Origin of the sequence: Neorhizobium sp. LMR1-1-1.1 (assembly GCF_040675795.1) — a bacterium.
In the GTDB taxonomy this organism is placed as follows: Bacteria; Pseudomonadota; Alphaproteobacteria; order Rhizobiales; family Rhizobiaceae; genus Neorhizobium; species Neorhizobium cellulosilyticum.
On record NZ_JBEGHE010000013.1, the window covers coordinates 65,737 to 83,808 of the forward strand.

Sequence of the window (18,072 nt, forward strand, 5' to 3'; positions counted from 1 at the left end):
TCAGACTGTCGGGACGGTGCCCCCATCGATGACGAACTCTGCACCGTGGACCGCAGCTGCGCGATCCGAAGCCAGATAGGCGATGAGGTCGGCAACCTCACGTGGCTCGGCCGGACGCCCGATCGGAATTCCGCCGAGACTGTTCAAAACACCCTGTCGCGCGTCCTCGATTGTCCCGCCATTGGCGGCCTGCAATCGCTCAAGCAAATGGACTGACGACTCGGTCATGATCCAGCCGGGAGAGACCACGTTGACCCTCACGCCCTTTGGCCCAAGCTCCTTGGAGATCGACTTGCTATACGTCTTGAGTGCGGCCTTGGCAGCCGCATATGCAGTCGTGGCCTCGGGTAGAGGAAGTACGGACTGGATGGAGGTGACGTGCACGACGGCACCCGCACCCCGTTTGATCATCTGCGGGATCACCAGACGATCAAGACGGACCGTTGCCAGAAGGTTCAGGTTCAGTTCGGCCAGCCAGTGATCGTCCGTTAGCGCGACAAATCCACCGCCTGGCGCCGAAGATCCACCCATGACATGAGCCAGAATATCAATCCCGCCTAGGCGCTCGAGCGCCGCCTTGGCCACGCGCTCCCCGCCCTCGGCCGTGGTCAGGTCCGCCTGGACGAACTCGACGCCGTGGATCGGCTCGGGAGTTCCACGGGCGGCTGTGATAACTTGCGCGCCGCCGGCCAGGAAACGCTCGACGGTGGCGAGGCCCGCACCCTTGGTGCCGCCGCTGACAAGCACGCGTTTTCCTGCGAACTCGGTCGGATCGGTTTTTAGGGTCATGCCGTGATCTCCAGGTCTTTGATGAGGTTGTTTTCGAGCGTGAAGCGATAGGTGAAGCGGATCGGGCTGCGCGGAAAGTCGCCATGGGCGGGGCCTTCGACCACCACGTGATCGCCCTCATCGCGAACGGTATCGGGCGTAAAGATTGCCTTTACGGGAATCACCGCCTCTTCAAACAGACACCGTAGCTCGACATGGCCTTCGTGACGCACACCGTTCTCGTGGACGATGGTATCGGCCGCGAAAGGTCTCAGCATCCCGTTCACATCAAGCTGCGCATTGGCCTCGATGAAATCCGCGATTGGTCTTGGTAGAGCCTGCGTCATGAGCTTTCTCCTTTGGATGCCCAATAGCTAGCACTGGACAATAGCGCGGATAAGTGGGACGAAATCTCACGACGTGATGAACAGATCGGGACAATGGATCAGGCAAGCCTGAAGGAACTTGAAGCAGCTATTGCAATCGCGCGACGCGGGACATTCCGTGCCGCATCGATCGATCTTGGCATTTCAACGACCGCTCTGAGCCATACGATCGGCAGGCTTGAAGCTTCACTCGGCGTGCGACTGTTCAACCGCACCACGCGCAGCGTATCCCTGACGGATGCTGGCCGGCTGTTCATGGAAAACGTTGCGCCATCGCTTCAGGATCTCCATGCAGCTTTGGAGGTGGTTCGTGAGCAACGCGAGACGCCGTCAGGGACGATTAGGATCAATGCAGCGCCTTTTGCCGCTCGCGCCATCATTTCACCGCTCGCACTCGAATTCTTGCGCCGCTATCCCGACATGCATGTCGACATCGTTACGGAGGGGAAAATGGTCGATATCGTAAGAGACGGTTTCGATCTGGGCGTCAGGGTCGCAGGTCTGGTGCCCAGCGACATGATTGCAGTCTCGCTCGGCCGGCCGCAGCGCCATGCAGTTGTCGGTACACCTAAATATTTTGAGAAGCACGGGGTGCCAGCCGTTCCGCCAGATCTTCTGAACCACCGCTGTATTCGCGTTCGGTTGCCCGATGGCTCTCTATATCGATGGCAGTTCGAGAAAGACGGAGAGCAGGTACAGGTCGACGTGAGTGGCCCCATTACCCTCGATGAGGCGAGCTTGACGAGAACAGCCATTCTGGAAGGTGCCGGGATCGGCTACACCTTTGAGCAGGACATTTTGCCAGATATCGATACGGGTCGAGTAATTCGCATTCTGAAGGCCTGGACGCCGCCATATCCGGGGCTGTGTCTGTATTATCCGGGGCGCCGAAATTTGTCTGCCGGCGTGCGGGCTTTCCTGGATCTTGCGCGCGAATTTTCGCGAAACGGTAAAGAATGACACGTCCTCGATGTCTTCGCCTTGAAGGGATGCGAACCGTCGGCCACTTCAATTCCGACATTGAGGCAGCTAATGTTTCTTCGCGATTTCAGTGAATTAGCACGTCAGCAGAGCTAACGCGCAGGCTCCCCATCACCCCATCGCAAATTCCTGCTTGCGATTGGCCCATCCGCACACCCGCTGCTCGATGACCGCAAAAACGCTATAGAGCGCGATCCCGAGAAACGCCAAGGCGAACAGGCCCGCGAAGCCAAGTGGTACATCGAAGCTTGAGGTCGCCATCATTATCACCGTGCCAATGCCGAGGTTCGAAGCAACGGTCTCAGAAAGGACCGTGCCGACGAAGGCCAGCGTGACCGCCACTTTAAGCGAGGCGAAGAAATAAGGCATGGCGCGGGGAAGGCTGACATTCCAGAGCACCTGCATGCGCGATGCCCCAAGCGCCTTCAGCACGTCTTCCATTTCCGGCTCGGTGGTTGCAAGACCTGTCGCCACGTTGACCACGATCGGGAAAATGCAGGTCGTCAGCGCGGTGAGGACCGCCGGAACCGTTCCCGAGCCAAACCAAAGGACGAAAATCGGTACGACCGCGACTTTGGGAAGGGTCGAATAATTGTTGTCAGAGCTGCCAGCTACCGAAACGGTCAGGGAAGCCTCTGATCCGGCTGACCGTCTTCCGGCCACACAACGCACTGCCGCAGGCGAACAGCATGAGGTCAGGCTGAGCACTGGTGTCATACATGTTGTTTTCCATGCGGAACTGAGCCGGTGGGGTGCGAATAACCGGCTCAGTTCCGCGTGGAAACGTATGGCCCGCCCTTCGTCGATTACGAACGATCGAGCGTGCCCGTGGAGGGATCGGCAGCCTGCTTCTTGCCGCTCGACGTGGATCAGCCTGGGTCTCGGTCGGATCGGTCGGGACCGGGTTCAAGGAACGCGATGCGGTCTATCTCAAAACGACGCTCGACAAGCTGAAGACGAAACAGCCGGTCGTGCCGATGACGGGAAAGAACCTCGTGTTCGCGCAGCCGACCTTGATTGCCGAGATCGAGTTTCGCGACTGGACCGATGACGGCAACCTTCGCCATGCCTCTTACAAAGGTTTGTGCGATGTTCAGGACAATGCCGCAGTTTTTGATATCGAGGACAAGCCCTGAAACGAAAAAGCCTGCCGCGGGAGGTGCGGCAGGCTTTTCGAATGAAGTGAACGACGACTGGGAGGAGGATGCCGCCATTCTGTCAGGAGCCCTTGGGAGGAGGAGTAGGCCACCTGAATGACGAAGCTTCGCGGGAGGAGGTGCGTCGCTTCGTTGGACATCATCTAAACCGCCCAACGCTGCTTCGAAAATAGGCGATGCGACAGAACAGCTATGCCCGAAGCACATACCGAGCTAGCGGTGGTCAGGTTGCCGCCGGCCAGTCGTTCGCAGGCTCGTCAATCACACCGGGCTCATCCGCAGGATCTGGGTCCTCGTTATACGCGCGCCGCATATCTGCCAGTTCCTTCTCCATCGCCGCGATCACCTCGGGCGTTTTCGATCCGGCGGTTACGTAATAATCGACGAGCTGTTCTAACTTAAGGCGAAGATCGCCTGCGATACTGGTCATGGTGCCACCCTCAATGTTTGGCCGGTCGATGATCACCCTTATCGCCCTCGCCCGGTTTGGCCACGGTTTTGGCCTTCTGGCGCTTGTCGGCCGAAAGCGACCGCCCAACGTCGACGCTCCCCTTGAACCGGCCCTTCTCGTCACGGCGGACGTAGCGCTTGTCGGTCCCGGTATCGATCAGCTCTCTCTTCGACATCTGAAGTCTCCGTCGGTTGCGATATGCGAATAACTCGCGCGCGGCCGAAAAGATGCATCGAATCCAGAGGCTTGATTTGAATCTCATGGTTGTGGTGGAAAAATGAATCAAGCCATTGAAAATGATTCATTTTTCGAATCGGAACTGAGTGACGACTGACGCAGTTGAATCGCATAGATTGCATCCTGTGCGAGGAGCTCGATATGGCCGGTCAGCGTGCTCAGTGGAAAGGTTTTATCAAGTTCGGTGAGGTGTCGTGTGGCGTAGCGCTTTACACCGCCGCCTCGACCTCCGAGCGGATCACCTTCAACACGATCAACACCGCGACTGGAAACCGGGTCAACCGCGTGTTCATCGACAGTGACACGGAAGAGACCGTGCCGAAAGAAGCCCAGACCAAGGGTTTCGACATCGAGAATGGCCAATACATTATCATTGATCCGGATGAAGTGGCAGCCACCATTCCAGAAAGCAACAAGACGCTGGAGGTGGAAGCCTTTATTCCCTGCTCCGACGTCGACGATATCTACTTCGACAAGCCTTACTACCTTACACCGGATAAGATGGGCACGGATGCGTTCGCCGCTCTGAGGGACGGCATGCGCGAGTCCAAGGTTGCCGCAATTGCGCGGACCGTGCTCTTTCGGCGGATGCGGACCGTTCTCATCCGGCCGCACGGCAAGGGTCTGATCGCCACCACACTGAACTATGATTACGAGGTCCGCTCGTCGAAGAAGGCGTTTGAGGACATGCCGAAGATCAAGATCCAGGGCGAGATGCTCGATCTCGCCAAGCACATCATCTCGACGAAGAAGGGCGATTTCGATCCGGCGGTCTTTGATGACCGTTATGAGGCGGCACTCGCCGAGCTGGTGAAAGCCAAGATCGAAGGCAAGGCATTGCCCAAGCGCAAGAAAGTCGAGGTCTCCAAGCCTAACGATCTGCTCACGGCGCTGCGCGAAAGCGCCGGCCTCGGCAAATTCAAGGACGACAATTCGAAACGCACTGCAGCCAATGCCAACACAGGTGCTGGCAGGCAGCGCGCCGCGCACGGGGTGGCCAAGGGGTCCGCCGCTTCAAAAGCCGCCCCGCAGAGCAAGGCTGGATGAGGAGAAAAGTTCATGGCACTTCGGCCCTATTGGAAAGGCTATCTGAAACTTTCGCTCGTCACCTGCCCGGTCTCGATGATGCCGGCGACGTCGGAAGCAGAGAAAGTTCGGTTTCATACGCTGAACAAGGAGACTGGCAATCGCGTCGTCTCCCAGTACATCGACTCAGTCACCGGCAAGCCGGTCAAGGACGACAATGAGGCCAAGGGCTATGCCCGCGGCGAGAACGATTATATCATTCTGACCGACGACGATCTTGATGCGGTGGCGCTTGATACGGTGAAGACCATCGATATCGACAAGTTTGCACCCGCTGACAGCATCGAGTGGGTCTATCTGGAAAAACCGCATTACCTGATGCCGGACGATCCGGTCGGGCATGAAGCCTTTGCCGTGATCCGGGATGCAATGAAGGCAGACAAGGTCGTCGGTATTTCGAAGCTGGTGATCGGCCGCCGCGAGCGCGCGGTGGTGCTTGAGCCCCGCGACGATGGCATCGTGCTCTGGTCGCTTCGCTTCGGCGATGAGGTACGGCCAGAGGAAAAATATTTTGAGGATATCGATGCCGAAGCGGATAGAGAACTCATTCCCCTCGTCCAGAAGCTGATCAAGCAGAAGACGGCGCGGTGGTCGCCGGCAATGGTCAGCGATCCAATCCAGGAGAGCCTGCTCAAATTGATTGAGCAGAAGAAAAAGCAGCTTAAGGCAAAGAAGCCCTCCAAGGGCAAGAAAGCGGAAGCGGAGGCACCAGCTTCGAATATCGTGAACATCATGGACGCTCTACGGAAGAGCGTTGAGGCAGATCTCAAGAAGAAGAAAGCCAGCTGATATGCAGGAAGATACCGAGATCCGTCTGTGTGAACCCGCACCGTTCATTCATTTCGAGAACGGGCAGATCGCCGTCACCGATGGCTCATCCGTCTGGCTGGTCATCGTCACGTGCGAAGCGATGAAGGCAACAGCGGCTCCACCAGAGAAATCTTTGCGGCGGCTCATCCGCTACGCCGAATTTTATCGCGACTTGGCGGCGACTGGCATAAGACGCGGCGAAGATGTAGATGGGAAGGTATGGGTGCGCGAAAGCGACGTACTCGCCGCCCGAGCATCGCGTCGCGCGATAGCCCAGGATCCGCGGGCGTTGGATAGCGTTTGAGCAGCGAGCGTCCTTCATTCCCTCGCACGCCGGACGGTCGATATATGGTCGTGCGTAGTCGGCTTTGGCGGGTCAGCAATCCACATTTAGCAGATTCCGAACGACAAGCGCTCGTCTCGGAGCTGATGGCTGCACGTAGGGCTGTCAAAGATGCGAAAGGTGATGTCGAGAAGGCGAAGATTGCTCGCCAGCGCGTGGAAGCCGCGAAAATCTGTCTCGGGGAACGTGGCCCCGTTTGGTGGAGCGATGGTGAGCCGGACTACAATCGAAAGTTTGCCAGGAACACGCCATATCGGGATTGGTTCGAAAGCTTGACGCGGTTGCCTTAAGGTCTAGACCCGCCCGACGGGTTAGAGGGAGCCGCAAGGTTTTCCGGCTCACCCTGGGCTGGCGCCGACACAGATGCGATCGTTCGAGGATCTGTCGCGGGGCCGATCAGGTAACTTGCTGCAATCGCCGCGACGACAACGATCATAGCGGTTGCTCCGAGCCGGGCTATCCGCTTGTTCGTCCGGTTGGTATCACTCATCTCGCCTCCTCATACTCATACTCAAACTGCTCTTCCTTTGGACACAGCCTCAACTCCCCGGCGACGGTTCTGCCGCCCCTGCGCCAGCCTGCCCGGTGTTCGGTACATCTTCGCTGCGGGTTGTTTTATCCCCGCTCCCTCTCTCTTCCTGCCGCTTCAGATCGCGCTCGATGGTCTCGCGCGAGCCTTCAGCAGGATCCTGCTCAGGGTGATCTTTCGGGTCGGTCATCTTCGTATCTCCTCTGTCTGTGCCGAACCCGATCCACGGCCGAAAAGTTCCGCCAGAAGACGCGGATTGATTTCGTCATCTTCAGTGCTTGACTGCGAACTGGCAGGCGAGATCTCTTGGTTATGAAACGGATATCCCCGCCCACGACCTACCAGCAGCCTGATCGATTCCTGCAATGTCAGGAAGCGATGGCGGGCGGGTTCACCAATGTCGCTATGGCCGCTGTTGAAGCCGCCTGGAAGCCTGAAGACGTTGCATGGGCTATGGTGGAGTTGGCCGATCATATGATGCTGGGCGTTATTGCCAATCGCGACCTCGACCAAGACCTTTCGATCCTCAGGAGACGATGACTCGATGTGCGGAAGGTTTACGTTCGAGCATGAGTGGCCCGGCCTTCCTTGATCTTTACCAGTTGCCCGCGGAAGAACGCGGTCGCAATACACAGGCTCGCGCCAACATTGCTCCGATACAGGATGTGCTAATCGTTCATAACGATACCGATGGCCGTCAGGAAGCAGAGACTGCTCGCTGGTGGCTGGTGCCGTTCTAGGCAAAAGAACTGCCAAAGGGCGCAATGTTTAACGCTCGGATTGAGACAATCGGGACGTCGCCAGCTTTTCGAGATACTGCGAATTCGACGACTGCAAGGAATGGGGATGCTACGGCTTTGAGAAAAGCCGTACCGTCACGTGCTGGTTCTGCTCCGAGCACCAGCCTCGCCTTTATCGCGGACTGCCTCGGCATGGTGAGGCAAGGCTCGCTGCAGCCGAGATCGCCGACATACTGAAGTGAATTACCCACCAGGCCGGAGAATTGCGTGGACTGGGTTGTTTAAATGCAAGCGCATGTGCCAACTTAAACAATCGTCTAGGAGGAGGTGAACGGATGAAACCATGGATTTTGTCTGCGGCTTTGGTTGCCGCGTTGGGAACGTGCACGGTTGGAGCGGTCCACGCCGAACAGGTGGCGACGACATCGACAGCAGCCGTGAAGAGCGACCTCAACTACCTTATGTACACGCCGGATGGATATGAGGCTTCGAAGGACACCTACCCGCTCGTTGTATGGCTCCATGGAGGGGATCAGGGCGGAAACGACATCGAGAAGGTCAAATCGAGCGGCATCCCCAAGCTGATTGCAGGTGGAAAGCAATTGCCGTTCCTTGTCTTCTCGCCTCAGAACCCGAGCGAGGAACTGCTCTATCCAATAGAGAAGGTGGAAGCGGCGCTTGAAGAGGTTATCTCGAAATACCGGGTCGATAGCTCCCGCATCTATGTCATTGGCTATAGCCGGGGCGGTTTTGGGGCGTGGGCCTTGGCTGAGCAGTTCCCCGAAAGGTTTGCCGCCGTGGTTCCTATCGCAGGCGGTGGAAACCGCCACTATCTGAACAGGACGAACGAGAAGGCTGCCTTCTGGGTCTTCCACGGCACAAACGACGACGTCATTCCGCTGTCTGATTCGGTAATCATGTATGAGCGCCTCAAGTCCCTGAAACGTGATGCACGGCTCTCGGTCTTGGAAGGTGTAAGCCATTCTGACGTAGAAATGTCAGCGCTTAATGACCCGGAACTATGGGATTGGCTGCTGAAGCAACGTCTTGCGGTTGCCCCCAAGTAGTCTGCCCGCCGCTGTGTCCTCTCTACGTGGCTGGTAAAGTTCGATCTCGATGGTCTTCTCTGGTAGCAAATCCTACAAGGACGGTGCCAATTGCAGTCTCTACCCATGGGTTTCCGAGCAGTAGTGATCGGCGCAAGCGGAGGGATTGGTTCGGCTATCTGCAGCCATTTGAGCGCGCAGTTGAACGTTGGCGACGTCGTAGCGTTGTCTCGAAGCAGTGGCGGCCTTGACCTACTTGATGAGGGAACGGTTGCCGCTGCGGCTGAAAAGCTATCGGGGAAGGCATTGGATCTTATTGTCTGTGCGACTGGAGCCTTGACGATAGACGGCCGCGGGCCGGAGAAATCTCTTCGGGAAATAGACCCAGACGCAATGCTTCGTCAGTTTCATATCAACGCAGTTGGTCCGGCACTCGTCGCAAAGCACTTCTTGCCACGGCTCAATCGTCAGAGCCGATCCATCGCGATTTTCCTTTCGGCACGAGTAGGCTCGATCGGCGACAACCGACTTGGTGGCTGGATTTCGTACCGATCTTCAAAAGCCGCGCTCAATCAGATCGTAAGGACGGCCTCTATCGAGCTATCGCGGACTCATCCTCAGGCAGTGATAGCCGCCGTGCATCCAGGCACCGTGCAAACAAGGCTATCAGCCCCTTATTCTGACAAACACCCGACAGTCAGTTCGGATGAGGCCGCAACATCAATCCTTCAAGCTGCCGACCATCTTGATGAAACTGGCAAGTTCATCGCCTATGACGGGAGGAGCATCGAATGGTAACGATGACCATCGGAGACCTCATCGATCTGTACCGTCCACATTTACTCGATGAGACAGTGGGGGTGCAGAGGAGTTGGGAGGATACGTTCAAATACACGCTCAAAGTCTATCCGAAGGACACGCCGTTGGAGGCCTTTGATCTCAACCATCTGGCTGCTGAAATGAAGGCCTCGGGCGTGAATAACGCTTTCGTAAACGGCTATATCGAACGTTGGCGTCGCGTGATCGCGCACATCAGAGTTTGAAGGGTGATGTCACCTTAACTTGAATTCGGATGCGTGGGAGACTTCTGCCTTGAGGATCAATCTCAGGCCATGGCTCCGGCTGCAACTTTCCACTCTGCGATCGCCTGGATACGGTGAACGCGGTTTTGGAATGCGGAGCGTTGCGAAAGGGTTTGGACGAAGTGGTTACGAACGGCGGAGAAGACAGACACGAAGCGCTGAAGGCCTCCTGGTGATCGGAAACCCTGCATCATCCGCTCCCGCTTTCGCAGCGGCACATGAGAATTCTCGGCCCGGTTGTTCAAACCTTTGTGGGATCGGTGTTCGACCTGCGGCATGACCTGTCGCCGGGCTGCTCCATAGGAGCGCAATTTGTCCGTTATCATACGCTTCGGTGCGATACCCTGCTTCTTCAGAAGGCGGGTCAGCAATCGCCTGGCGGCCTTGGTGTCACGTCGGGGCTGGACGATTTCGTCAAGCACATACCCATCGTGATCGAAGGCCCGCCAGAGCCAGTGTCTCCTGTCAGCAATGGTGATGACGACCTCGTCCAGATGCCACACATCGCTCCCGTTGGGCTTCTTGCGGTGAAGGCGACGCGCATAATCCGGGCCGAACTTCTTTCCCCAGCGGCGGATCGTTTCATAGGAGACGGCGATGCCGCGCTCCAGCAGCAATTCCTCGACAAGGCGCAGGCTTAGCGGAAACCGAAAGTAGAGCCAGACCGCGTGGGCGATGACCTGGGGTGGGAAGCGATGGCGCTTGTAACTGACTGGCGAGATGGTCATGCACGTGCGTCTATCGCAACCGCTTTTCACAAGGCGTTACCGTGACATCGCCCGTTTGGCAGCAAGTGCACCGAAAACGCGGATGCCTTCTTCCGCGATGGAAATGATATCCTCTTCCGCTTGGACCGATAGGCTGAACGGCATCAGTCGCGTCCGCGACTGATCTCTGCTCGCGCTGTGGCTACAGCAAACAGCTCGTCCGCCGAATGGCTTCCAACGCCGCTTTCAATACCGTCGTCGACAAAGCGCTGCATCTCGGCAACCTTGTCCGTACGAGCTTGGTCTCTGCGTATCAAATCTCTGACGTAATCACTCGCATTGGAGTACCTACCGGTCTTGGCTTGAGCTTCAACCCGATCTTTCATGGGGTCCGGCAGGGATACATTCATCGTCGCCATTCGGGTCTCCTAGATAGGCTAAAGATACCTGTCGATGGCAAAATTTTTCAAATCGACTATGAGTCTCGATCAAGCTCTTGAACCGATACGAACCGCCAACCCCGTAATTCTCCTGCTGCGTCAGCTGAAATCGTAAGCCTTTGGGTCCGTCGGAAACGAGCACGCAGGTTCCTTTACAACGGCCCGCGCCAGAATGTCAGCTCTCACATTGCCGGGAGTGGCAGCATGTCCCTTGCACCATTTGATGTGGACACTGGAATTGCGCTCGAGTAACGCATCGAGCTGCCGCCAAAGATCGGCGTCCGGAATGCGTCTGCGACGAGCATGAACGTTGGCATTTATTCGCTTCCAACCGTTCGTCCGCCAGATCTCTCGCCAACGATGACAACCCTCCATGACGTGAAAAGAGTCTGTCCACAGCACAACGTCTCTGGCTGCCGCAGTAGTTTCGATCCATGTGAGGGCCTTGATCATCGCAAGCACCTCGAACCCGTTGTTGCCTGTCCCGGTTTGGCGACCGCGTTCATCGTGAATTTCCGTGCCATCCTCCATGACCACAAAAGCCCAGCCTCCCCGACCGGCTAGAGGGTCGAATGAACCGTCGGTGTAAACGTGAATACCATTGATCGGATCCGCGAAGAATACATTACTGTGCAAGGATTGCACCCCCGAGTCTGAACGGCGCCGAGATCGCGCCGCCCACTCCATTCAATACGACCGCACCGGTTCCCGCTACAGGATTTGAGAAGCCTTGCCGTAACTGCGGATAGACAGCTGCCAGTGATGCAAACCGATCATGGTTGGTGCCGTTCAGCGAGGGGATCTTTGATATGTCGACGATATCGAGATTTTCCGCTATGGCAAGTTCTCGCGTTCTTGGATCATCGATATCCAGCGAGCCCGCTGTCGCGGCGGATCCTGCGAGCCGTTTGGAGAGTGCCAGTGCAATGTCGTCCTTCGACGCCAGTACGACAATTGGCTTAGTAAGCCTGTCAGTGACCGACAATTGTTTGCGTAATAGGTCGATGTCGATGTCAGGCGCCGCAAGAACCAGCTGATCGATCGCGTGAATAACCTCCGTCTTCCCCATGAGCGACAATTGCCGGATCGACTCGACTGCCAGCCACGCACCCATGCTGTGCGCCATAATCGTGGGACGCACGCCGGCGGCCGAGAGATTTGACAGGACCTGCGCAAAGTCGTCCCGCGCGAAAGCGGCCGAATCCTTGTCAGCGACATAGCCCGTTACCTCTGCCTGCGATGGCCAATCGAAAAGAATGGCCCTTTCCTTGACCTTCGAATCTGCCGCCATCTGCGCCAGTCGGAACAGCGCTTCCTGATGGCTGTAATTGTAGCCATGTACAAAGATACCCGCACGGCCGTAGGTAGGCGATACGGACACCCCACGCGCAAGCCTCGCGAATTCATTAGCTGTCAGTTCACGTCTGCCGATGACCGCGAATGATGTATGAGGATCGGGCTTGGAGACAGGCCACTCGATCTTCGATAGCTGATGTGTAGGCGGAATGGAGATGGTCACTTCGGAGTACCGCAAGCGATCACCTCGCCCCGCAGTATAGGCCCCGCTCTTGTCACTGTCCGGAACGCGGTCAGTCGCGACGAGGATTGCAACACGCGTCGCGTGATTTACAGGTGCGACCACCTTCAGGGTTTCGGGTCCCGGACGGGCGCAGGAGGAAAGCGCCGAAATGGTAACAAGGAGCAGGAATATGATACGCAAAGGGCGGAACTCGTGAATCAGATAGCGAGATCTAATCCCAATCGCGTTTCTAAGACGAGGCGGAAAAAAGGGAAAAGAGTATTTTTCCACTGTGGGGCCCTTGCGGGGCGCATTTCGCTATCCGGTCCGCCGCACGTCGTGAGCGGCTGCATTCAATGCATTGGGGTTAAGCGAGGTTACCAGTAAGCCAACGCGGGACCGCCAGGACATGGCAGTGGGCCAGTATTCGCCGAAACCTCCTGATTCGTCGTTCTCCACGATCCAAATCTCAAGACGCCGCGAACGAAACTGCTCTTTCCTCTCTGTCGGGGGACAGATCTTAGTCCGCCACGAGTATGCTTCATAAGCCCAGGGGTTGGACGTCATTGGACGTCCAGATTCAATACGGCGTTATCATTGCGAGCTCGAGAACAGTCCAATGCCGCTCACCATTCATCTTGAGCAAGCTTTGACGCTCAGCGGCTGCTCGTCGAACACGGAATGTTCGGCCATCTTCGGGCTATGCGCGAGGTCTTTGAGGCCCTTGTGCCGCTCCGCTGCGCAAAGCAAATCTGTGACGGACGAGTGGCCTTCCCGAAACAACGTGATCAACACTGCAGCAGCGATCTCCCGATCAGGGTCGAGTCGTGAGATGGAATTGATCTCGCACCATTCTTCCAACGCGGTATGGAGGATATTGAGTTCTGCCGGTCCAAACTTGGTTTCGAGAAAATTGCGCATGTCATTGTTCGTATCAGTTTTGAGCGCGATATGGGACCGCCGGATAGAGTTTCAAGGAAGAGATGCCTGTCGGTGAAAGGCAAATTTTGAATTCGCACATTCTTATAGAAGCCTTGGCTTCCATCCCTCTTCCCCGCGAACTTTTACCCTTGAGCACCTGCATAACATAGAAGGCTTCGGTGACAAACGCTCCGTCTTCCGTGTTTGGGACAGACATCGCACACGGACGCCGGAGACCGGCGAGGCTTCGTCTATTGCCAAGGCCGAAGGGGAAGCTTTCCTCAACATGCACAGATTAGGCGATGTCACCTTAACTTGAATTCGGATGCGTGGGAGACTTCTGCCTTGAGGATCGATCTCAGGCCATGGCTTCGGCTGCAACTTTCCACTCTGCGATCGCCTGGATACGGTGAACGCGGTTTGGAATGCGGAGCGTTGCGAAAGGGTTTGGACGAAGTGGTTACGAACGGCGGAGAAGACAGACACGAAGCGCTGAAGGCCTCCTGGTGATCGGAAACCCTGCATCATCCGCTCCCGCTTTCGCAGCGGCACATGAGAATTCTCGGCCCGGTTGTTCAAACCTTTGTGGGATCGGTGTTCGACCTGCGGCATGACCTGTCGCCGGACTGCTCCATAGGAGCGCAATTTGTCCGTTATCATACGCTTCGGTGCGATACCCTGCTTCTTCAGAAGGCGGGTCAGCAATCGCCTGGCGGCCTTGGTGTCACGTCGGGGCTGGACGATTTCTCAAGCACATACCCATCCTGATCGACGGCCCGCCAGAGCCAGATGCCACACATCGCTCCCGTTGGGCTACTTGCGGTGAAGGCGACGCGCATAATCCGGGCCGAACTTCTTTCCCCAGCGGCGGATCGTTTCATAGGAGACGGCGATGCCGCGCTCCAGCAGCAATTCCTCGACAAGGCGCAGGCTTAGCGGAAACCGAAAGTAGAGCCAGACCGCGTGGGCGATGACCTGGGGTGGGAAGCGATGGCGCTTGTAACTGACTGGCGAGATGGTCATGCACGTGCGTCTATCGCAACCGCTCCTCACAAGGCGTTACCGTGACATCGCCCCACAGGCGGCTATGTCGGCGGCGGGAAAACCGAAGAAGGAGGACATGGACACCATGTCGGGCTTTTCTTCCAATGCGCCGACCAGTGCATAGATGGACTTTGCAGGCTCCACCATCGTGCATTGCCAGGAGATGGGGATGAGATAATCGATCTGTCGGTAGGCCTTGGCGAAACGCTCTCCTCAACCTGTCAAGAAGTTCGGCCGCTCTTCGCCCCGTCACGGCCATATCGATATGCGGATAGGTCCGATAGCCGACAAGCATGTCGGCATCGGTCATCGACTGCTCGGTTATGTTTCCGTGCAGATCGAGGCATACGGAAATGGGAACATCGTAACCGATCGCCCGGCGAATACGGGAAAGCAGCTCCCCTTCACCGTCATCGACATGCTCAGCCACCATGGCCCCATGCAGATCGAGAAAGATGCCGTCGAGCGGCAGGCTTGCAACGAGACAACACTGGGCCGGACTCTTGCGCCTTGCGGCCTCCATCACCACGCGTACCGTCGCACCGTCGGCTAGGATCTCAAGACCAAGTAGCATCCTAGATGCACCGGGTCCTCAAGTTGTTGCCTGCGGCTTGCTGCCTCTCGTCTTATGCGCACCAGCCGCCCTTCCCAGAAGCCAACCGCCAGCATGACGAGCGTGGTGAGCCAACCCATGGTCAGCAGATCGACGAATGGCGCGACGGGAATGAACGCCAGAAGCGCCACTACACCGGTTGTCCGTCATCAAATGATTTGAGACTTTTGGGGCTCTGGAAGAATGGAGTTTCCGGCTCGGTCTGCATGGGCGTGGCAAGCGTCGCGGCAACGTTTTTGGAGAGATCCTCTACTCAAAACGATCCGGGTTCAATTTCTGTGAGAGACAATTTGGCGGGCTCAACGAACTACCGTGCCCTCGAGCGGATACAGACCTGCCACCCTACAATTCGCCTGATTTTTTTTGGTCCGTCCGCCATGACCGTTCAGCGCCGACGTATGGCGGCCTGCGCTCCAAGGGCGTGGCCGCCACCACTTTACTTGTTGAGCGTATCTTTCAATGCCTTTGCCGGCGAGAAGGTCAATTTCTTTGCGGCCGCGACTTTGATCATTGCTCCTGTGGCTGGATTTCGGGCCTCGCGCTCCGGAGTATCTTTAACCTTGAACTTTCCAAATCCCGGGATCGACGTCTCGGCACCGGACGTTGCTGCTGATGTGATAGCAGCGAATACTGCCTCGACTACCGCTTTGCCCTGAGCTTTTGTCAGGCTATGCTCAGAAGCAATCTTGTCGGCGATTTCATTTGTTGTCGTCATAACAGTCCTCGTTCAATTGACAGATCAAAGCTTTCTCCAGTTGGGATCAACTGTCAGCAGGAACTGCGATAGATGAGCCTAGAGGGCGACGATTTCCACAGCTTAGGTGCCAAACCGGCCGAAGACTTCGCCCGTAACCGATCCAAGCAAATAAGTCCAACTGCGTGGTCGGCCGGAACGATTTCCGTGGCTCGAACTTGAGTCGCGTCACATGGAAGGGAGTTCCGTAATGCGTCAGTCCCGGAAGCGTCGCACCAGCCCACTGTTGCAGAGCGACCAGATTGCCCAATCGCAGCCGCGTCGTCGACGAGACCCCGCCCAACCCAACCTCCCGTTCGACCCGATGCCTAACCGGATCGAGCCCTGTCTGGCGCTCCTCAAATCCTCCCCTCCTACCGGACCCGACTGGATATATGAAGTTAAGTGGGACGGTTACCGGCTCGCAGTCCATGTAGAGCCGGACGGCGTCAGGATCATCACGAGAGGCGGTCACGATTGGACGAGCAGATTTCCGGCAATCGCTGACGCGGCAAAGCGACTTGGCGTTCGCAGCGCGATCCTTGACGGCGAGGCCGTTGTCCTTGATGGAAACGGCCGGTCGGATTTCGGGGCGCTGCAGAAATCGCTCGGAGGACGTGGCGGAAAGAGGGCGTCGACTGAAGCGATCCTATATGCCTTCGATCTGATGTATTTCGATGGGCATGACCTGACAGGAACGGAACTCTCGGTGCGCCGGCACCTGCTCGGTGACCTTCTTGATGGCTTCGATAGCGCCATCCAGTTTTCCGAAGACGTTTCCGGTGATCCGGACGAGGCTCTTGCGAATGCCTGCAGCCTGGGTCTTGAAGGCGTGATCGCCAAGCATCGTGACAGACCCTACCACACCGGCCGAACCGGGGACTGGCTGAAAATCAAATGCATCCAAAGCGAAAGTTTCATGGTCGTCGGTTACGAACAGTCGAGCGTCGCGCGCGGCGGAATTGGAAGCCTGCTTATCGCCGCTCGGCGCGGCTCAGGCTGGATCTCGGTCGGATCAGTTGGAACTGGGTTCAAGGAACGAGATGCGGTCTATCTCAAGACAACGCTCGACAAGCTGAAGACGAAACAGCCGGTCGTGCCGATGAAGGGAAAGAACCTCGTGTTTGCACAGCCGACCTTGATTGCCGAGATCGAGTTTCGCGGCTGGACCGATGACGGCAACCTTCGCCACGCGTCTTACAAGGGTTTGCGCGAGGTTCAGGACAATGCCGCAGTGTTCGACATCGAGGACAAGCCCTGAAACGAAAAAGCCTGCCGCGGGAGGAGGTGCGGCAGGCTTTTCGAATGATGTGAACGACGACGATGCATAGCTGACCGTGATGGCTATTGAAGCATCGGAACCAACAATCAAAACGTTTCGGGTTGACTTCCAAAACGTTTTGGACAACTCTTCGGCGGTCTGGGAGGACAATTTGGCCAATCTCAAGCAACTCGCCCAATCGCTGGGGCTTTCGATCACCACCGTCTCGAGGGCGCTCGACGGTTATTCCGACGTATCGGCCGCCACCCGAAAGCGAGTGCAGGAAGCCGCCGACAGGGCCGGTTACCGCCCCAATGCTTCGGCCCGTCGTCTGCGCAAGCAGCGCGCCGAACTCGTGGCAGTAACGCTTCCAAGCGAACCCGGCCACATCGGCCCGCTGCATTTCCTCGACATGCTGTCGGGCTGTGCGGAACATCTGGCCGGTGCCGGCCTCAACCTAGTGATCGCGCCCGTTCCTCACGGAGAGAGCGAACTCGACATGTGCCGCCGTTTCGTCGATGGCCACAGGGTCGATGCCATGCTGCTGGTGCGTACCAAGCGCCATGACGAACGAGTCGAATTTCTGCAGTCACGCGGTTTTCCCTTCGTCACCAACGGGCGGACGGAATCGGCGATCCAGCATCCTTATATCGATGGCGACGGATTTTCCGGCTTTCACGCCGCGACGATGCGTTTCCATCGCGCCGGCCATCGCCGCATTGGACATGTCGGCGGCCCGCAGGACTATTTTTTCGCCCATGTCCGCCGTCAGGGCTGGGAGGCCGCGATGACCGAATGCGGGCTTGCCACCGATCTCTATGTCGAACGGATGCCGACCGAACAGGGCGGTTACGAAGCCGCACTTTCCCTGCTCGGACAGCCGGATCGACCGACGGCAATGGTCTGCGCCACGGATGAAATGGCGATCGGGGTGCTCAGGGCGCTGCGTGAGGTCGATGGTGGACAGTCCATCAGCGTCGTCGGACATGACGACCTGCCGATCGGCGCCTTCACCAGCCCGGCACTTTCCACCATGCGCATGACCGGCGGCAATCTCGGCCGCAGCTTCGCCTCGCTGCTTCTGCGCACAATCGCCGGAGAACCCGCCGAAGCGCTGCAGGAATTGCATGCGATCGAATTTGTCGATCGCGACAGCCACCGCCTGCCGCCGATTGCGGCCTGACATTCATTTAACAGAGAACACCCGGAGGAAAAGTA

The 18,072-nt window shown here is 57.3% G+C and carries 25 protein-coding genes and 4 pseudogenes; 12 read left to right on the forward strand and 17 right to left on the reverse strand.

Annotated elements, in window-relative coordinates:
* The gene (locus tag MRBLMR1_RS08945; protein ID WP_500064147.1) at nucleotides 1–789 is read right to left on the reverse strand and encodes an SDR family oxidoreductase; all 789 of its coding nucleotides are present in this window, start codon (nucleotides 787–789) and stop codon (nucleotides 1–3) included.
* On the reverse strand, nucleotides 786–1,115 hold the full coding sequence (locus MRBLMR1_RS08950) for a nuclear transport factor 2 family protein (RefSeq protein ID WP_500064148.1): 330 nt from the start codon (nucleotides 1,113–1,115) through the stop codon (nucleotides 786–788). Before MRBLMR1_RS08950 ends, MRBLMR1_RS08945 begins: the two co-directional genes overlap by 4 nt.
* Nucleotides 1,116–1,208: 93 nt before the next feature.
* Here MRBLMR1_RS08950 and MRBLMR1_RS08955 point away from each other — a divergent pair, with 93 nt between their 5' ends.
* Complete coding sequence (locus MRBLMR1_RS08955) at nucleotides 1,209–2,114, forward strand: LysR family transcriptional regulator (RefSeq protein WP_500064149.1); 906 nt, start codon at nucleotides 1,209–1,211, stop codon at nucleotides 2,112–2,114.
* Between the two features lie 132 nt (nucleotides 2,115–2,246).
* Here the strand turns inward: MRBLMR1_RS08955 and MRBLMR1_RS08960 are convergent, their stop codons facing one another.
* Nucleotides 2,247–2,852, reverse strand: a complete 606-nt coding sequence (locus MRBLMR1_RS08960; protein ID WP_500064150.1) for an ABC transporter permease — start codon at nucleotides 2,850–2,852, stop codon at nucleotides 2,247–2,249.
* Nucleotides 2,853–2,959: 107 nt separating this feature from the next.
* Here MRBLMR1_RS08960 and MRBLMR1_RS08965 point away from each other — a divergent pair.
* Nucleotides 2,960–3,271: pseudogene (locus MRBLMR1_RS08965) on the forward strand (ATP dependent DNA ligase); the annotation flags it as partial.
* Between the two features lie 244 nt (nucleotides 3,272–3,515).
* Here the strand turns inward: MRBLMR1_RS08965 and MRBLMR1_RS08970 are convergent.
* Nucleotides 3,516–3,722 carry a hypothetical protein gene (locus MRBLMR1_RS08970; protein WP_148148403.1) on the reverse strand — a complete coding sequence of 69 codons (207 nt, stop codon included), beginning with the start codon at nucleotides 3,720–3,722 and terminating at the stop codon, nucleotides 3,516–3,518.
* Between the two features lie 10 nt (nucleotides 3,723–3,732).
* Nucleotides 3,733–3,918, reverse strand: coding sequence for a hypothetical protein (locus MRBLMR1_RS08975; RefSeq protein WP_500064151.1), 186 nt, complete (start codon nucleotides 3,916–3,918; stop codon nucleotides 3,733–3,735).
* Between the two features lie 203 nt (nucleotides 3,919–4,121).
* On the opposite strand from MRBLMR1_RS08975, the gene ku (MRBLMR1_RS08980) reads away from it, so the two are divergent.
* Genes ku (MRBLMR1_RS08980) through MRBLMR1_RS08990 form a run of 3 tightly spaced genes read left to right on the forward strand, consistent with a single transcriptional unit; the run spans nucleotide 4,122 to nucleotide 6,180 of the window.
* On the forward strand, nucleotides 4,122–5,027 hold the full coding sequence (gene ku, locus MRBLMR1_RS08980) for a non-homologous end joining protein Ku (RefSeq protein ID WP_500064152.1): 906 nt from the start codon (nucleotides 4,122–4,124) through the stop codon (nucleotides 5,025–5,027).
* Nucleotides 5,028–5,039: 12 nt separating this feature from the next.
* Nucleotides 5,040–5,855 (forward strand): non-homologous end joining protein Ku, encoded by an 816-nt coding sequence (gene ku, locus MRBLMR1_RS08985; protein ID WP_500064153.1) that lies wholly within the window; start codon nucleotides 5,040–5,042, stop codon nucleotides 5,853–5,855.
* 1 nt (nucleotide 5,856) lies between these two features.
* On the forward strand, nucleotides 5,857–6,180 hold the full coding sequence (locus tag MRBLMR1_RS08990; protein ID WP_148148407.1) for a hypothetical protein: 324 nt from the start codon (nucleotides 5,857–5,859) through the stop codon (nucleotides 6,178–6,180).
* A 325-nt stretch (nucleotides 6,181–6,505) separates the two neighbouring features.
* Here MRBLMR1_RS08990 and MRBLMR1_RS08995 read toward each other — a convergent pair whose 3' ends face one another.
* Both MRBLMR1_RS08995 and MRBLMR1_RS09000 read right to left on the reverse strand, forming a co-directional pair.
* Entirely contained in the window at nucleotides 6,506–6,709 is a 204-nt protein-coding gene (locus MRBLMR1_RS08995; RefSeq protein WP_183687426.1) for a hypothetical protein, read from the reverse strand.
* 49 nt (nucleotides 6,710–6,758) lie between these two features.
* Entirely contained in the window at nucleotides 6,759–6,938 is a 180-nt protein-coding gene (locus MRBLMR1_RS09000; protein ID WP_183687428.1) for a hypothetical protein, read from the reverse strand.
* Between the two features lie 122 nt (nucleotides 6,939–7,060).
* On the opposite strand from MRBLMR1_RS09000, the gene MRBLMR1_RS09005 reads away from it, so the two are divergent.
* From MRBLMR1_RS09005 to MRBLMR1_RS09025, 5 genes are all read left to right on the forward strand, one after another.
* A complete protein-coding gene (locus MRBLMR1_RS09005; protein ID WP_500064154.1) occupies nucleotides 7,061–7,288 on the forward strand; it encodes a hypothetical protein in 228 nt (75 codons plus the stop codon).
* A 29-nt stretch (nucleotides 7,289–7,317) separates the two neighbouring features.
* On the forward strand, nucleotides 7,318–7,488 hold the full coding sequence (locus tag MRBLMR1_RS09010; protein WP_500064155.1) for a hypothetical protein: 171 nt from the start codon (nucleotides 7,318–7,320) through the stop codon (nucleotides 7,486–7,488).
* Between the two features lie 335 nt (nucleotides 7,489–7,823).
* Nucleotides 7,824–8,555, forward strand: a complete 732-nt coding sequence (locus MRBLMR1_RS09015; RefSeq protein ID WP_148148412.1) for an alpha/beta fold hydrolase — start codon at nucleotides 7,824–7,826, stop codon at nucleotides 8,553–8,555.
* Nucleotides 8,556–8,660: 105 nt separating this feature from the next.
* The gene (locus MRBLMR1_RS09020) at nucleotides 8,661–9,332 is read left to right on the forward strand and encodes an SDR family NAD(P)-dependent oxidoreductase (protein WP_183687430.1); all 672 of its coding nucleotides are present in this window, start codon (nucleotides 8,661–8,663) and stop codon (nucleotides 9,330–9,332) included.
* Nucleotides 9,326–9,577, forward strand: coding sequence for a hypothetical protein (locus tag MRBLMR1_RS09025; protein WP_148148414.1), 252 nt, complete (start codon nucleotides 9,326–9,328; stop codon nucleotides 9,575–9,577). Before MRBLMR1_RS09020 ends, MRBLMR1_RS09025 begins: the two co-directional genes overlap by 7 nt.
* Before the next feature lie 62 nt (nucleotides 9,578–9,639).
* On the opposite strand, the gene MRBLMR1_RS09030 is transcribed toward MRBLMR1_RS09025, so the two are convergent.
* From MRBLMR1_RS09030 to MRBLMR1_RS09075, 10 genes and pseudogenes are all read right to left on the reverse strand, one after another.
* A complete protein-coding gene (locus tag MRBLMR1_RS09030; protein WP_500064156.1) occupies nucleotides 9,640–10,344 on the reverse strand; it encodes an IS6 family transposase in 705 nt (234 codons plus the stop codon).
* 51 nt (nucleotides 10,345–10,395) lie between these two features.
* Nucleotides 10,396–10,488: pseudogene (locus tag MRBLMR1_RS09035) on the reverse strand (type II toxin-antitoxin system RelE/ParE family toxin); the annotation flags it as partial.
* Complete coding sequence (locus MRBLMR1_RS09040; protein ID WP_206829635.1) at nucleotides 10,488–10,742, reverse strand: type II toxin-antitoxin system ParD family antitoxin; 255 nt, start codon at nucleotides 10,740–10,742, stop codon at nucleotides 10,488–10,490. The pseudogene MRBLMR1_RS09035 and the gene MRBLMR1_RS09040, both read right to left, overlap by 1 nt.
* Before the next feature lie 120 nt (nucleotides 10,743–10,862).
* Nucleotides 10,863–11,399 (reverse strand): ribonuclease H family protein, encoded by a 537-nt coding sequence (locus tag MRBLMR1_RS09045; protein WP_500064157.1) that lies wholly within the window; start codon nucleotides 11,397–11,399, stop codon nucleotides 10,863–10,865.
* Nucleotides 11,389–12,282, reverse strand: a complete 894-nt coding sequence (locus tag MRBLMR1_RS09050; protein WP_206829633.1) for an alpha/beta hydrolase — start codon at nucleotides 12,280–12,282, stop codon at nucleotides 11,389–11,391. Before MRBLMR1_RS09050 ends, MRBLMR1_RS09045 begins: the two co-directional genes overlap by 11 nt.
* A 633-nt stretch (nucleotides 12,283–12,915) precedes the next feature.
* Nucleotides 12,916–13,203 (reverse strand): hypothetical protein, encoded by a 288-nt coding sequence (locus tag MRBLMR1_RS09055; RefSeq protein WP_183687439.1) that lies wholly within the window; start codon nucleotides 13,201–13,203, stop codon nucleotides 12,916–12,918.
* A 358-nt stretch (nucleotides 13,204–13,561) separates the two neighbouring features.
* Nucleotides 13,562–14,226 (reverse strand): annotated as a pseudogene (locus MRBLMR1_RS09060) (IS6 family transposase).
* A gap of 51 nt (nucleotides 14,227–14,277) precedes the next feature.
* Nucleotides 14,278–14,725, reverse strand: a pseudogene (locus MRBLMR1_RS09065) (M81 family metallopeptidase); the annotation flags it as partial.
* Between the two features lie 71 nt (nucleotides 14,726–14,796).
* The gene (locus tag MRBLMR1_RS09070) at nucleotides 14,797–14,991 is read right to left on the reverse strand and encodes a hypothetical protein (protein WP_500064158.1); all 195 of its coding nucleotides are present in this window, start codon (nucleotides 14,989–14,991) and stop codon (nucleotides 14,797–14,799) included.
* Between the two features lie 305 nt (nucleotides 14,992–15,296).
* Nucleotides 15,297–15,575, reverse strand: coding sequence for an HU family DNA-binding protein (locus tag MRBLMR1_RS09075; protein ID WP_148147172.1), 279 nt, complete (start codon nucleotides 15,573–15,575; stop codon nucleotides 15,297–15,299).
* Nucleotides 15,576–15,804: 229 nt separating this feature from the next.
* Here MRBLMR1_RS09075 and ligD point away from each other — a divergent pair, with 229 nt between their 5' ends.
* Nucleotides 15,805–16,854 (forward strand): non-homologous end-joining DNA ligase, encoded by a 1,050-nt coding sequence (gene ligD, locus MRBLMR1_RS09080; RefSeq protein WP_500064159.1) that lies wholly within the window; start codon nucleotides 15,805–15,807, stop codon nucleotides 16,852–16,854.
* A 172-nt stretch (nucleotides 16,855–17,026) separates the two neighbouring features.
* Nucleotides 17,027–18,037: a LacI family DNA-binding transcriptional regulator gene (locus MRBLMR1_RS09085; protein ID WP_183687445.1), complete on the forward strand. Its 1,011-nt coding sequence runs from the start codon at nucleotides 17,027–17,029 to the stop codon at nucleotides 18,035–18,037.
* Nucleotides 18,038–18,072: the final 35 nt, after the last annotated feature.

Excerpts from the sequence above, each read along its gene's own strand:
- MRBLMR1_RS08945 (WP_500064147.1), bottom strand. The coding sequence starts at position 789 with ATGACCCTAAAAACCGATCCGACCGAGTTCGCAGGAAAACGCGTGCTT.
- MRBLMR1_RS08950 (WP_500064148.1), bottom strand. The coding sequence starts at position 1,115 with ATGACGCAGGCTCTACCAAGACCAATCGCGGATTTCATCGAGGCCAAT.
- MRBLMR1_RS08955 (WP_500064149.1), top strand. The coding sequence starts at position 1,209 with ATGGATCAGGCAAGCCTGAAGGAACTTGAAGCAGCTATTGCAATCGCG.
- MRBLMR1_RS08960 (WP_500064150.1), bottom strand. The coding sequence starts at position 2,852 with ATGACACCAGTGCTCAGCCTGACCTCATGCTGTTCGCCTGCGGCAGTG.
- MRBLMR1_RS08970 (WP_148148403.1), bottom strand. The coding sequence starts at position 3,722 with ATGACCAGTATCGCAGGCGATCTTCGCCTTAAGTTAGAACAGCTCGTC.
- MRBLMR1_RS08975 (WP_500064151.1), bottom strand. The coding sequence starts at position 3,918 with ATGTCGAAGAGAGAGCTGATCGATACCGGGACCGACAAGCGCTACGTC.
- ku (WP_500064152.1), top strand. The coding sequence starts at position 4,122 with ATGGCCGGTCAGCGTGCTCAGTGGAAAGGTTTTATCAAGTTCGGTGAG.
- ku (WP_500064153.1), top strand. The coding sequence starts at position 5,040 with ATGGCACTTCGGCCCTATTGGAAAGGCTATCTGAAACTTTCGCTCGTC.
- MRBLMR1_RS08990 (WP_148148407.1), top strand. The coding sequence starts at position 5,857 with ATGCAGGAAGATACCGAGATCCGTCTGTGTGAACCCGCACCGTTCATT.
- MRBLMR1_RS08995 (WP_183687426.1), bottom strand. The coding sequence starts at position 6,709 with ATGAGTGATACCAACCGGACGAACAAGCGGATAGCCCGGCTCGGAGCA.
- MRBLMR1_RS09000 (WP_183687428.1), bottom strand. The coding sequence starts at position 6,938 with ATGACCGACCCGAAAGATCACCCTGAGCAGGATCCTGCTGAAGGCTCG.
- MRBLMR1_RS09005 (WP_500064154.1), top strand. The coding sequence starts at position 7,061 with ATGAAACGGATATCCCCGCCCACGACCTACCAGCAGCCTGATCGATTC.
- MRBLMR1_RS09010 (WP_500064155.1), top strand. The coding sequence starts at position 7,318 with ATGAGTGGCCCGGCCTTCCTTGATCTTTACCAGTTGCCCGCGGAAGAA.
- MRBLMR1_RS09015 (WP_148148412.1), top strand. The coding sequence starts at position 7,824 with ATGAAACCATGGATTTTGTCTGCGGCTTTGGTTGCCGCGTTGGGAACG.
- MRBLMR1_RS09020 (WP_183687430.1), top strand. The coding sequence starts at position 8,661 with ATGGGTTTCCGAGCAGTAGTGATCGGCGCAAGCGGAGGGATTGGTTCG.
- MRBLMR1_RS09025 (WP_148148414.1), top strand. The coding sequence starts at position 9,326 with ATGGTAACGATGACCATCGGAGACCTCATCGATCTGTACCGTCCACAT.
- MRBLMR1_RS09030 (WP_500064156.1), bottom strand. The coding sequence starts at position 10,344 with ATGACCATCTCGCCAGTCAGTTACAAGCGCCATCGCTTCCCACCCCAG.
- MRBLMR1_RS09040 (WP_206829635.1), bottom strand. The coding sequence starts at position 10,742 with ATGGCGACGATGAATGTATCCCTGCCGGACCCCATGAAAGATCGGGTT.
- MRBLMR1_RS09055 (WP_183687439.1), bottom strand. The coding sequence starts at position 13,203 with ATGCGCAATTTTCTCGAAACCAAGTTTGGACCGGCAGAACTCAATATC.
- MRBLMR1_RS09075 (WP_148147172.1), bottom strand. The coding sequence starts at position 15,575 with ATGACGACAACAAATGAAATCGCCGACAAGATTGCTTCTGAGCATAGC.
- ligD (WP_500064159.1), top strand. The coding sequence starts at position 15,805 with ATGCGTCAGTCCCGGAAGCGTCGCACCAGCCCACTGTTGCAGAGCGAC.